Here is a 12,773-nt window from a genome sequence, read left to right on the forward strand (position 1 = left end):
ATTCGCTCCTCATTCCTACAGCACGAGCAATCAAAGCGTCAATCTGGACGGCTGGATTCCAGTCGCCGGTCACTGAATGATGCAGGTTCCCGGCCATTCATTGCACGGTCGGTTGGCGCAGCCGCCAATGGCGGCCAGAACGAGTAACAGGCAGATAGTCGTCGACAGAGATTTCACTTTGTTCCTCCGGTTGTCCCTGCTTCCCCTTGCGTGAAATCGCCAAACAAGTCCAGCTTGCGGCGGTTCAGGCGGCGCATGTCTCCGCGCCTTATCGTGACGCTGTTGCGATCGAAGAATTCCAGTATCTGGATCGCCACCTTGCGACCGCTATCCACCCGGTCGCGAAACCGCGCCGCAATGAACCAGCCACTATCAAATGCCGCATCCATATCCGACAGGATGCCGATCATTTCAGCAATCGTTCCCCGCAGGAAAAAATGGTCGTGCGCCACTTCATGCACCCGGCCCATACGCCCGGAAAGCTTGAGCAGGCGGCGAATATCTTCCTCCCGCTCATCAAGCAGACCCGCAATATCGCGCACGCGCGGCGGACGAAAACGAGCCTCACCGCCAAGCAGAGGTGCGATACGCTGCCAGAGCGCCTCGTCGGAATCGCTCATCGTCACTTCATGATCACGCAGGCGAAGCCAGGCACCGTCCAGTCTCAGCAGGTCCGCCTCGACCAGCGCAGCGATGGCAGCGCGAAAGGCGGGCGCTGGCAGGCGCGGTTTCAACAACAACCGCAGCCGTTCGACACCCATGCCGATCAGGTCTGGATTTTCGTCATGGAAGGTGGCCAGTAGCGCCAGAATATCGTCACGCAGAGCGTCCCATCGTTGCGGCAATAACAACAGCACGGAATTTGCCTGCGGGAGCATTACGGCATCGAGCGCGTGCGCCAAACCTTGCGGGTCGTCCGCCAGCGCGCGGTCGCGCAGGAATGCCGTCGCATCAAGATAGTAAGGTTCAGCAGCCAGCAGTGCGCGTGCCGATTCTACCGGGTCGTCAATGGAATGGGCGTCAAGCTGTGCCATGCGCTCCGGACTGCGGCGCTTGCGTTGCGGCGGGCGCAGATCGAGAAAACGTCCGCCACCAATGGTGCGTTGTGCGGACACATCACGGATGACGAAGCGGTCTCCGGCTGCAGCCGAGACAGGACGATCCAGCACCAGTTGCACCCGATCTTCGGTGCCCGGCTGGAGCTCTTCATCCCGCAAAAGCACGATGCGGGCACCGACTTCCGTCGAGGCATGATGCAAGCGAACCGGGAACCACTGACCAAGCGGCTTTTTCTCCGAGGACAGGATTTGCAACGATGCGTCGATGCGATCCGTCGGGCGATGAAGGCCGGGCAAAACCAGCGTGTCGCCGCGATGTACCGCCTCTTTCGTTATGCCGTCACCTGCCAGATTGAGCGCGCAGCGATCACCCGCATGCGCTATTTCGGCTGGCTGGTTCTGCGCATGAATGGTGCGGATACGCGCCTCCTTGCCAGACGGGCTGATGACCAGATGATCGCCAATGGCGGCCTTGCCGGACAGCACCGTGCCCGTGACCACTGTGCCAGCGCCCTTGAGCGTGAAGGAGCGGTCCACCGCAAGACGAAAGCGTCCGTTTGTCCGCCGCTCACCGAATGCATGCGCTTGCACTTCCAGCAGCGCCTTCAGATCGTCGATCCCAGCACCGGACACGGTGGAAACCGCCAGCACGGGAATGTCGGCAAGTCCCGTCAGCGCCAGTTCATTGCTGATAGCGGTTTCAACTTCGGCAAGACGGTCAGGTTCGACAAGATCGGATTTGGTGATGACGGCGATGCCACGCCGGATACCGAGCAGGTTGACGATTGCCAGATGTTCGCGCGTTTGCGGCATGATCCCGTCATCGGCAGCGACAACCAGCATGACAAAATCGATGCTCGCCGCACCGGCAAGCATCGTATGCACGAATTTTTCATGCCCCGGCACGTCAACAAAGCCGAGTATGCCCTTTTCGTCGCCGGACAAGGGCAGATAGGCAAAGCCGAGATCGATGGAAATGCCCCGCGCTTTTTCCTCCTTCAGCCGGTCTGTGTCGACCTGTGTAAGGGCGCGCACCAGCGAGGTCTTTCCATGATCGATATGCCCCGCCGTTCCGACGATCATGGCTTTTCGTTCAGCGCATTGCGCGCTGCCTCGATGAAAGGGGAGGCAAGGGCGCTGCCGGCCTCCTCAGCGCGCAGCAGATGTTCGTAAGCCGACGAAGGATCACGTTCTACACCCATGCCAAGATGGAGTGCCGCGCCAAGCATGGCTTCGCCATCCGGGTCACCTGCGGCGGACGCCTTCCGCCACCAGTGTACGGCCTGAGAGGGATCGCGGGGCACGCCGAGAGCATTATGATAGATCATGCCAAGCCGCGTCATGGCTGCAGCTATGCCGCCTTCCGCCGCCTTCAACGCCCATTCGCGCGCCTCAACCGGGTCGGCGGCTATCACCTCACCTTCCATGAGCATCCAGCTCAGCATGTCCTGCGCCTGCGGGTCGCCCTGTTCTGCTGCCAGCCGGTAAAGCCTTGCGGCTTCCGGATAGTCGGCTTCAATGTCTTCTCCCTTGAACAAAAGCGAAGCGAGATTGCGTTGGCCGGAAGCATCGCCAGCCACGGCCGACAGGGTCAGCCATCGCTGCGCAAGGACGACATTTTTCTCAACGCCCATGCCGCCCGCAAAGCAGGCACCGATATTGTTCTGCGCGCGCGCATTGCCTGCACGCGCCAGCGGCTCCCAGATGGAAAGCGCCGCTGCGTAATCACCCGCCTTTGCAACGACAAGCGCCTTTTCCAGCGCTTGAGCTGTCGTATCCGGCTTGGGCTTGCGGGTGAAAAGATCAGCGAGCCGCATAGGATGACAGGTTCCGAACGAAACTGGTCTCGTCATCAAGGCAGCGCAGATCGAGCACGAGTGCGCCCTTTTCGATCCGCCCGATGACCGGCAGAGGCAGTGCACGCAATGAACCGCCGAGCGCTGTCAGCGCGGAGCCGCTACCGTTTTTCGGCACAATCGACAATCCGGCGCTTGGAACGGTCGAGAGCGGCAATGCGCCGGAGCCGATCTGGCTGGCGCAATCTGTCACCGCCACAATGAAAGCCGGGCCGAGTATTCTCTCCAGCTCCGGCTTGAGCCGTGCCGCCTGCGCGGCAATTTCGGTCTGCGGACGCGCCAGATAGCGAATAGTCGGCAGCTTTTCAGAAAGTCGTTCGGGGTTGCGATAAAGTTTCAACGTCGCTTCAAGTGCTGCGAGCCTGATTTTGTCCACCCGCAAAGCACGCTTCATCGGGTTCTTGTTAATACGGGCAATCAGATCGCGTCGCCCGACAATGAAGCCCGCCTGTGGTCCACCGAGAAGCTTATCGCCGGAAAAGGTGACGATATCTGCACCTTCAGCGACCGCTTCGCGCACTGTCGGCTCGTGTGTGAGACCGAAGGAAGTCAGATCGGCAAGTGTGCCGGAGCCAAGGTCATTGACCAGCGGCACGCCTTTGGCCTGCGCAATAGCGGCCAGTTCCGACGCTGTGACCTCCCGCGTAAATCCTTCGATCCGATAATTGGACGTATGGACCTTCAGTACCAGCCCTGTATCGGGGTTGATTGCATTCTCGTAGTCACGCGGATGGGTGCGGTTCGTGGTGCCGACTTCGACAAGCCGTGTCCCGGCGCGGGTCATGATGTCCGGCATGCGAAACGCGCCACCGATCTCGATCAGTTCGCCGCGTGACACAATGGCCTCCCTGCCTGCAGCAAGGCTGTTCAGCACCAGAAGTACAGCAGCGGCATTGTTGTTGACGACGGTGGCATCTTCCGCCCCCGTCAGTTCACAGACAAGCGCCCGCAGATGATCATCGCGCTCGCCACGCCCGCCCGATGACAGGTCAAATTCAAGCGAAACCGCCTGCCGCATGGCTTGTGTGGCAGCCTCGACGGCGGCTTCGGCAAGAATGGCTCGCCCCAGATTGGTGTGCAGGACAGTTCCGGTCAGATTGAACAGCGGGCGCAGGCTCGATTGCCCTGACGCTTTAAGCAAGTGGAGAACCCGTTCAGCCAAATGCATGTTGCTGGAGAGCGAGGCGCCGGATTTCACCGCCTCGCGCTCATCGCCCAGCACCTTGCGAATAGCCTCAGTCACCGACGCGCGGCCAAAACTCTCCAATGCCCCGGAAAGCTCCGGCATTTGCAGGATGGTATCCACGGACGGCAGGTGACGCAGCGAAGACTTGATCTGGTCCATGCTGCCTCACAGTCCGGCAAGAAGCGGCGAGAAGCCGCCTCGCCTGTAAGGCGTCTCGCGCATTAATATATCAAGGCCGAGGCTCGCAATATCGTCGGTCATAGGATCGGCATCCGCCGATAGCTGCTGATAGATGATCTTGACCCAGCGCTGGCATTCGTCGCAGGTTTCAGCCTTGATAATGCCGCCACCTTCCTCGACTTCCTTGTAGCCGATACCCTTTGTCGAGCCGCAGCACACACATTTGACCCGGACATAGTGCCAGAGCGTGTTGCAGACGGAACAGGAGCAGAAACGCGCGCCATGCGCACCGTGCCAGCCCACGACCATCGAGCTTGACGGAATGCTGCCGCAAGTCGGGCAGACGCCATCGGCAACGGGTTTCAGCGACTTCGGGTCAAGCGCCGCTGCAAGCCGCGTGAAATGGAGCTGCAAGCCTGCCCAGACATAGATATGTTCAGCAATTGCTTCCGGCGGCAGAATACCGGCAAAAATTGCCTCGATCATTCGGCGACGCGCACCCGCATCGCTGTTCGCCACACGTTCCAGCGCATCGGCGGCATCTTGCGGTTTGGCGATCGTGCGGGCGTGCTCGAACAGCCGGTCGAAGACAGTCCCGAGTGCTGGTTCCGATATGGCATCCGCACGATCGATCGTCGGCATGCCGAATTCCCGTCCCCGGTCGTCGCCGTGTCGCGCGGCGACAGGACCGAGACCAGCCGCTATTTCAGACTGTGCCTCGCTCAGGTCGGCAATGAACTCCAGATAAGGTTTCAGCGGGCTGACCGAACCCAGAAAACGCAGACGCTCTGCTCTTCTGGCAAAAAGCGCGCCGGGGTCCGGCAATTGCACGAAGGGTGGGGCCGATATTTCGCCGATGACCGTCGGGTCCGGCACCAGATCTTTCTTGCCTGCCATGTCACTCCTCACGAACCCAACGGGTCACGTAAACCACGGAATATTATTACCCTCTAGGACGCCGAGTAAGTTCAGGCGGCAGGCTTGCTGCCGCCCTGCTTCACTTTCTGCTTCGATGTCAGTTCGCGCAACCACTTGCGGTGATGTCGCCATGCCCAGCCGCCGGTAACTGTGCCGCGTGTCATCGCATTGATCGTGCCCTTGACCCAGATCGCGGCATAAACGTGCACGATCCAGACACAGATCGCCGCCACCGCCGCCATGGAATGGACAAGCAGGGCCCAGCGCTGCTGGTTGATGCTGGTGAAGGAACCAAAATATTCGTTCCAGATCATCACGCCGGAAACAATCAGGATGATGATCAGCAAAGACATGGACCAGAAGACAAGCTTCTGACCGGCATTATATTTGCCGACTTCAGGCAGCTTTTCCTCATTGCCGGAAATCACATCATTAGCATGTGCGAGCCATTGGCTGTCTTCGCGCTTCCACAGATTGGCGCTCCAGAAACGCACGAAAAGCCCCAGAAAGCTGAAGAACAGCACTACGCCAATCCATGGATGGACGGCGCGTGTCCATTGTCCGCCGCCGAACAGGCCCGACAGGAAAAACAGCGATGGGTGGAACATCGCAAGGCCGGACAGGGCCAGCAGCACGAGGCTGATGGCGGTGATCCAGTGATTGATGCGTGCGCCACCGGAATAGCGATGCACCTTGACCGGCTTACCGAGTTCTATCCCGTCACCGCGTTCAACATCGTCAAAGTCGGTCTTGCTCATGAGCTTTTCTCTCCCGTGAGCTTTTCGGCCTGTTCCTCGTCATGCTCTGTCACGACGTTCGGACCCTTGAAGATATAATGCAGCAGACCTGCTGCCGCAGCCAGCCCCATTGCGGCCATGCCTGCATATTTGGACACACCCTTCCACGCTTCGACAACCGGGCTGATGCGTGGATTGTTCGGCAGGTTGGCGTAGATTTCCGGCTTGTCGGCGTGTTGCAGCACATACATGACATGCGTGCCGCCAACGCCCGGCGGATCGTAGAGCCCGGCATTTTCGAAGCCGCGCGATTTCAGATCCTTGATGCGGCCATCGGCCCATTCCTTCATCTCGTCCTTGGTACCATAGACGATGGCCTGTGTCGGGCAGGCCTTGGCACAGGCCGGTCCCTGTCCCACCGCGATGCGGTCGGAGCAGAGCGTGCACTTATAGGCCTTGTGGGTTACTTCCGAAACACGCGGAATGTTGAACGGGCACCCCTTGATGCAATAGCCGCAGCCGATGCAGTTATCGTGGATAAAATCGACGATACCGTTGGAATATTGCACGATTGCGCCTGGCGCGGGACATGCCTTGAGGCAGCCGGGGTCTTCGCAATGCATACAGCCGTCCTTGCGGATCAGCCACTCCAGATTGCCGGTGTCGGGATTGTCCCACTCGGTAAAGCGCATCAAGGTGAAGGTGTTCGGCGTCAGATCGTGCGGATTGTCATAGACACCCACATTGATGCCAACCTCCTCATGCGTGTCGTTCCATTCCGCGCAGGCCGACTGGCAGGCCTTGCAGCCGATGCATTTCGACACGTCGATGAGCTTCGCCACCTCGGTCTGGCGCTCGGCAGGCGGCGTCACATTCGACGCCGACCGCCTGATCAGGTCCTTGTCACCGAAACGCGGCTGTTGCGGCTGGACGCTAGGATTGGGAACGGGTGGAAACATCTCTAGTCCCTCCTAAGCTACAGGCGCGCTTGAGCGCTCGATATTGACCAGAAACGCCTTGAACTCCGGCGTTTCGATGTTCGCGTCGCCGACGAAAGGTGTCAGCGAGTTCGGACCGAAGCCCTTACGGGCAGCCCCCATGAAGCCCCAATGGAGCGGGATGCCGACCACATGCACCGTCTTGCCGTCGCAGATGAGCGGCTTGATGCGCTTGGTCACCACGGCCTTGGCCTTGACCGAGCCGCGCTTCGACCACACCCGCACCCAGTCGCCCTTGGCAATGCCCTTTTCCTTCGCCAGCTCTTCCGAGATTTCCACGAAGAATTCCGGCTGCAGAACGGCATTCACTGTGACGTGCTTCGTCCAGTAGTGGAAATGCTCGGTCAGGCGGTAGGAAGTCGCCGCATAGGGGAATTCCTCCGAGGCCGTTTCCGCGAACTGCTTGAAGTCGTCGTTGAAGACGCGTGCCACCGGATTGCCCCGAACCTTCGGCGCGATCACATTGGCGACAGGCGATTCAAACGGCTCGTAATGGGCCGGGAACGGACCGTCACGCATCATGCCGCGGCTGAACAGGCGCGACGAGCCTTCCGCATTCATGATGAACGGACCGACCTCGTTCGGCTTGGCGGTCGGCGCGATGTCCGGCACGTCATAGCCCGTCCATTTCGAACCGTCCCATTCGATGAGCTTGCGGCTCGGGTCCCACGGCTTGCCGTTGAGGTCGGCGGAGGCGCGGTTATAGAGAATGCGACGGTTTGCAGGCCACGACCAAGACCAGTTGAGATAGGCGCCTGTCTCGTCCGGATCATGGTTGTCGCGGCGAGCCATATTGTTGCCAGCTTCGGTGAAGCAGCCGGAATAAATCCAGCAGCCTGATGCCGTCGAACCGTCGTCGCGCAATGCCGCAAAGCCGGACAGAAGTTTGCCAGCCTCCGCAACCACCTTGGTCGGATCGGTTGGATCGGTCACCGTGCCAATCGCACGACCGTTCAGTTCCTTGGCCAGTTCTTCAGCCGTCGGTTCGCCCTCATCCTTGTAATCCCACACGAGATTGAGGATCGGATCGGGGAAAGCACCGCCTTCCTTACGATAAAGCTCCTTCAGCCGCAGATATATCTGCGCCATGATCCAGTTATCGGTCTTCGCGTCGCCGGGCGGTGTAGCACCAGGCCAGTGCCATTGCAGCCAGCGTCCGGAATTGGTGAGCGAACCCTCATCCTCTGCAAAGCAGGTGGAGGGCAGCTGGAACACTTCCGTCTGGATGGAAGCCGAATCCACATCGTTGAATTCACCGTGGTTTTCCCAGAAACGGGAGGTTTCCGTTTCCAGCGGGTCCATCGTCACGAGGAATTTCAGCTTCGACAAAGCATCGGTCAGCTTCTTGCGGTTCGGCACCGCCATCAGCGGATTGAAGCCCTGACAGACATAGCCGTTGACCTTGCCTTCATACATCATGTCGAAGATACGAAGCATGTCGTAATTCGGCACGTCCAGCTTCGGCAGCCAGTCATAGACGAAGTCGTTTTCGACAGTTGCGGCACTGCCCCACATCGCCTTCTGGAAACTGACGAAGAACTTGCGATAGTTCTGCCAGTAGCTCGTCTGGTTCGGGCGCAGCGGCTTGAAACCGCGTGTCGACATATAGATTTCGAGATCGGTTTCCTTTTCAACCGGGATATTCATATAGCCCGGCAGAAGATTGGACATCAGACCGATATCGGTCAGCCCCTGAATGTTGGAGTGACCGCGCAGCGCATTCATGCCGCCGCCACGCACGCCGATATTGCCGAGGATCAGCTGCAGCATCGCCATGCAGCGAATATTCTGCGACCCCTTGGAATGCTGCGTCCAGCCGAGCGCATACATCGACGTCATCGTCTTGTCGGGCGCCGAGCATTCGGACATCATCTCGGCCACTTTCAGGAATTTCTCCTTCGGCGTGCCACAGATGCGTTCCACCATTTCCGGCGTGAAGATCGAAACATGCTGCTTCAGCAGGTTCCAGACGCAGCGCGGGTTCTGCAACGTGTCATCGACAACCGCATAGCCGTCATCGCCGATCACATAGTCCCAGCTCGAGCGGTCATAATCCCGCTTTTCCTCATCATAGCCGGTAAACAGCCCGTCCTTGTATTCGAAGCCATCCTTGATGATGTAGCTGGCATTGGTGAAATGCTTCACATAATCCCACTGCACCTTGTCATTCTGGATGCAGTAATTGATGACGCCAAGCAGGAAGGCGATATCCGAACCCTGCCGGATAGGCGCATAGAAATCCGCCACGGAAGCCGTGCGCGTGAACCGCGGATCGACGACGATCAGCCGGGCACCGCGGTTGGCCTTGGCCTCCGTCACCCATTTGAAGCCGCAAGGATGCGCTTCCGCCGCATTGCCGCCCATGACGACGACGAGATCGGTGTTCTTGATATCGGTCCAGGAGTTGGTCATTGCTCCGCGGCCAAATGTTGGGGCGAGACTCGCCACCGTCGGGCCGTGTCAGACGCGTGCCTGGTTATCGAATGCAACTATGCCTGTGCTGCGCACCACCTTGTAGGTGAGAAACGCCGTTTCATTGGTGGTTGCCGAAGCCGCAAGGAAGCCTGTCGAGGTCCAGCGATTGACCGTGGTGCCCGCCGCGTTCTTCGCGATGAAGTTGGCGTCGCGGTCGTCTTTCAGATGCCGCGCGATACGGTCAAGCGCATCTTCCCAGGCAATCTGTTTGAACTCGGACGAACCCGGTTCGCGTACCTGCGGATATTGCAGGCGGGTCTTCGCCTTGACGAAATCCTTCAGTGCCGCGCCCTTGGGGCAAAGCGTGCCGCGATTGGTCGGATGATCCGTGTCGCCTTCAACGTGGATCAGCTCGGCCTTTTCGCCTTTCCTGACATCACCCTTGGAATAAAGAATAATACCGCAGGCGACCGAGCAGTAAGGGCAGGTATTTCGGGTTTCGGCCGTGTTGGTCAACTTGAATGGGCGAATGGATTCGGCATAGGCGCTTTCCACTGCACCGAAACCGAAGGACCCAAGCGCCGAAGCCGCCACTACCGCCCCCGTTCCGCCCAGAAACTGGCGGCGTGAGAGCTCCACATTCATTGCGCTGCACCTCCCTGATCGTCAGAAGAAAAACGCCGAAGCATATTCTTCTTTAAATTGGACTTGCCTGACATCAGTTCACCGCAATAAAACCAAGTTGTCAACCGAACAGCAGGCTAAAAAAATTAACAATAAGGTGCATTTATCAATAACATGACTTTAATTGTCATGTATTAATACATGGACTTCATCACGAGAATGACTTGAAAACGCGCTGGCTGATTGACGTTCCTGTGTAAAAACGCCAGACTGATGTCGTGGCTTCTTTTGTTGCTCCCGAGTTTCGGGGCATGAATTTTGTGTGGCTCTTGCCTCGCGTCGGCTTCTTTGACCCGGTGCGACGGTGTTGTGCGGCCCTCAGCTCAGGCTCTCTTCAATCGAGCAAAGCTGCATCCAGATTTCCTGCAATCGCTGCATACCTGCCGCTTTCCGAACTGAAGGCGGCGGAACGATTTTTCTCGCGTAATCGCAACAACAACAATTCAAAGCAAAAAGGGGATCGTCATGAACCGTCGGGAAGTTCTTAAATCCGGTGCGGCTTGCGCTGCTTTCAGCATGCTGCCGAATTTTGCATCTGCGGCCGGAAATACATTCGCACCGCAACCGTCGGGCTGGCGCAGCTTCGAGGTCACCACCAGCATCACGCCTGCCACTTCGGGGGAAGTCATTCGTGTCTGGGTTCCGATGGCCGGGTTCAATGGCAATGACTGGAATCGTCCGGAAGGCAATCGCTGGACGACAAACGCCAAGGTCGCGCGGCTCGATCGCGATCCGGCCAGCGGCACCGGCTTGCTTTACCTCGAATGGGACGCAAACGAAGCGAAACCGCAAGCCGAAGTCATCAGCCTCATCTCCACCCGCGACCGTGCAAGCAATCTCGATACATCGGCAAAGGTCGTGCCGCTGACCCACGCAGAACGCGAACGCTATCTGGCCGGGACGCGCCTTGCACCCGTTGATGGCATCGTCAAACAGACCTCGGACAAGATCGTTGCAGGTGCAGACACCGATCAGGAGAAGGCCCGCCTCATCTACGATTGGGTCGTCGCCAACACCTACCGGCGCGCCTCGACACGAGGCTGTGGCGACGGCAATATCGTCGCCATACTCGACAGCGGCGATCTCGGCGGCAAATGCGCCGACCTCAATCCGCTGTTCGTGGCGCTGGTCAGGGCAGCGGGAATTCCGGCCCGCGACCTCTATGGCGTGCGCGTTGCGCCTTCCGCCTTCGGCTACAAAAGCCTCGGCGCAAAGAACGAGGTTATCACCAAGGCCCAGCATTGCCGCGCCGAAATCTATCTCGACGGTATTGGCTGGGTCGCAACTGATCCGGCAGATGTGCGCAAGGTGATGCTGGAAGAGGAAAAGGACGGGCTGACCGCCGACGATCCGCGTGTCGCTGCCGTGCGGCAAAAGCTTTTCGGGTCGTGGGAGGGCAACTGGATCGCCTTCAATGATGGCAGCGATATCGCCCTGCCTTCTGCTCAAGGACCGGAACTCGGCTTCCTGATGTATCCGCAGGCCGAAGTTGCCAGCGCCCGTCTGGATTGCCTCGACGCGGATGCATTCCGTTACGCGATGACCGCACGCGAAATAACAATTTAGCTTGAGGAAATAGCATGGATATCGCGTCGCCCATTCGTCTCAGCACACTTGCCCATGGTGGCGGTTGCGGCTGCAAGCTGGCTCCCGCCGTCCTGCAGGATCTACTGTCGGGCCAACCCGCCATGCAGCCTTTCAGCCAGCTTCTTGTCGGAACGGAAACCGGCGACGATGCCGCTGTCTGGCAACTGGATGACGAAAATTGCGTGATCGCCACCACGGATTTCTTCATGCCGATGGTGGACGATCCGTTCGATTTCGGACGTATCGCAGCCACCAATGCAATATCCGACGTTTATGCCATGGGCGGAACACCGATCATGGCGCTGGCGATCCTCGGCATGCCGGTGAACAAGATGCCCACCGAAATGATCCGCGAAATCCTGAAAGGCGGTTCCAGCATCTGTGCTGAAGCTGGCATTCCGGTCGCGGGCGGACATTCCATCGACGCGCCGGAGCCGATCTACGGATTGGCCGTTATCGGCACTTGCAAGCTTTCCAGCCTGCGCAAGAACAGCGGCGCGCGTCCGGGAGACACACTGATCCTGACCAAGGCAATCGGTGTCGGTATTTATTCCGCTGCCTTCAAGAAGCAGGAACTCGACAGCGCCGGTTACGATGAAATGATGGCGTCCGTCACCTTGCTGAACCGGGTTGGCGTCGAGCTAGGCAAGGATAGTGCCGTCCACGCTGTCACCGACGTCACCGGCTTTGGCATTCTCGGACATGCACTCGAAATGGCGCGCGGTTCGAATGCAGGTATCAGCCTCGACTATGCTGCGCTGCCGTTTCTCAAGCAGGCCGAAAAGTTGACGCAAGGCGGTTTCGTGACCGGAGCCTCCACCCGCAACTGGGCAAGCTATGGACATGATGTGCAGCTGCCGGACGATTATCCGCTCTGGAAACAGCAATTGCTGACCGACCCGCAGACCTCCGGCGGGCTTCTGATATCCTGCGCATCGGAGGAAGCCGAAAGGCTTTTGAACAGCATCCGCGGCGCGGGTTATCCATCTGCCTGCATCGTCGGAAAGGTGACAGACGATGCAGGCCGCGTGACGGTAACAGGATAGGAATTGTTGAGTCGGCTCATCAACAGCTCGCTTGCCGTTTGGGCCTTTCTTCTCTGGAAATCGCCGCCATGAGGCGATAAAGGCAACAGGATAATATTTTCCAGAGGG

At 58.8% G+C, this 12,773-nt stretch carries 9 protein-coding genes; 2 read left to right on the forward strand and 7 right to left on the reverse strand.

Annotated elements, in window-relative coordinates; all coding sequences use genetic code 11:
- Positions 1-173 precede the first annotated feature (173 nt).
- From selB to fdnG, 7 genes are all read right to left on the reverse strand, one after another.
- Positions 174-2,141, reverse strand: a complete 1,968-nt coding sequence (gene selB, locus OHI65_RS03455; protein ID WP_264358734.1) for a selenocysteine-specific translation elongation factor — start codon at positions 2,139-2,141, stop codon at positions 174-176.
- Entirely contained in the window at positions 2,138-2,875 is a 738-nt protein-coding gene (locus OHI65_RS03460) for a tetratricopeptide repeat protein (protein ID WP_125300815.1), read from the reverse strand. Before OHI65_RS03460 ends, selB begins: the two co-directional genes overlap by 4 nt.
- The gene (gene selA / locus OHI65_RS03465) at positions 2,862-4,259 is read right to left on the reverse strand and encodes an L-seryl-tRNA(Sec) selenium transferase (protein ID WP_125300816.1); all 1,398 of its coding nucleotides are present in this window, start codon (positions 4,257-4,259) and stop codon (positions 2,862-2,864) included. Before selA ends, OHI65_RS03460 begins: the two co-directional genes overlap by 14 nt.
- Positions 4,260-4,265: 6 nt before the next feature.
- Positions 4,266-5,177, reverse strand: a complete 912-nt coding sequence (fdhE, locus tag OHI65_RS03470; RefSeq protein WP_125300817.1) for a formate dehydrogenase accessory protein FdhE — start codon at positions 5,175-5,177, stop codon at positions 4,266-4,268.
- A gap of 71 nt (positions 5,178-5,248) precedes the next feature.
- Complete coding sequence (locus tag OHI65_RS03475; protein WP_125300818.1) at positions 5,249-5,956, reverse strand: formate dehydrogenase subunit gamma; 708 nt, start codon at positions 5,954-5,956, stop codon at positions 5,249-5,251.
- Positions 5,953-6,894 carry a formate dehydrogenase subunit beta gene (gene fdxH / locus OHI65_RS03480; protein ID WP_010660824.1) on the reverse strand — a complete coding sequence of 314 codons (942 nt, stop codon included), beginning with the start codon at positions 6,892-6,894 and terminating at the stop codon, positions 5,953-5,955. Before fdxH ends, OHI65_RS03475 begins: the two co-directional genes overlap by 4 nt.
- Before the next feature lie 12 nt (positions 6,895-6,906).
- Positions 6,907-9,993, reverse strand: coding sequence for a formate dehydrogenase-N subunit alpha (fdnG, locus tag OHI65_RS03485; protein ID WP_080728145.1), 3,087 nt, complete (start codon positions 9,991-9,993; stop codon positions 6,907-6,909).
- A 504-nt stretch (positions 9,994-10,497) separates the two neighbouring features.
- Between fdnG and OHI65_RS03490 the strand changes: the two genes are divergently transcribed.
- Both OHI65_RS03490 and selD read left to right on the forward strand, forming a co-directional pair.
- The gene (locus tag OHI65_RS03490) at positions 10,498-11,598 is read left to right on the forward strand and encodes a transglutaminase-like domain-containing protein (protein WP_125300819.1); all 1,101 of its coding nucleotides are present in this window, start codon (positions 10,498-10,500) and stop codon (positions 11,596-11,598) included.
- A 14-nt stretch (positions 11,599-11,612) separates the two neighbouring features.
- A complete protein-coding gene (gene selD, locus OHI65_RS03495) occupies positions 11,613-12,665 on the forward strand; it encodes a selenide, water dikinase SelD (protein WP_125300820.1) in 1,053 nt (350 codons plus the stop codon).
- Positions 12,666-12,773: the final 108 nt, after the last annotated feature.

Origin of the sequence: Brucella sp. MAB-22, assembly GCF_025908475.1 — a bacterium.
Classification (GTDB): Bacteria; Pseudomonadota; Alphaproteobacteria; order Rhizobiales; family Rhizobiaceae; genus Brucella; species Brucella anthropi.

Bases quoted from the DNA above. Each gene is read 5' to 3' on its own strand.
- selA (WP_125300816.1), bottom strand. From the start codon at position 4,259: ATGGACCAGATCAAGTCTTCGCTGCGTCACCTGCCGTCCGTGGATACC.
- selB (WP_264358734.1), bottom strand. From the start codon at position 2,141: ATGATCGTCGGAACGGCGGGGCATATCGATCATGGAAAGACCTCGCTG.
- OHI65_RS03475 (WP_125300818.1), bottom strand. From the start codon at position 5,956: ATGAGCAAGACCGACTTTGACGATGTTGAACGCGGTGACGGGATAGAA.
- selD (WP_125300820.1), top strand. From the start codon at position 11,613: ATGGATATCGCGTCGCCCATTCGTCTCAGCACACTTGCCCATGGTGGC.
- OHI65_RS03460 (WP_125300815.1), bottom strand. From the start codon at position 2,875: ATGCGGCTCGCTGATCTTTTCACCCGCAAGCCCAAGCCGGATACGACA.
- fdhE (WP_125300817.1), bottom strand. From the start codon at position 5,177: ATGGCAGGCAAGAAAGATCTGGTGCCGGACCCGACGGTCATCGGCGAA.
- fdxH (WP_010660824.1), bottom strand. From the start codon at position 6,894: ATGTTTCCACCCGTTCCCAATCCTAGCGTCCAGCCGCAACAGCCGCGT.
- OHI65_RS03490 (WP_125300819.1), top strand. From the start codon at position 10,498: ATGAACCGTCGGGAAGTTCTTAAATCCGGTGCGGCTTGCGCTGCTTTC.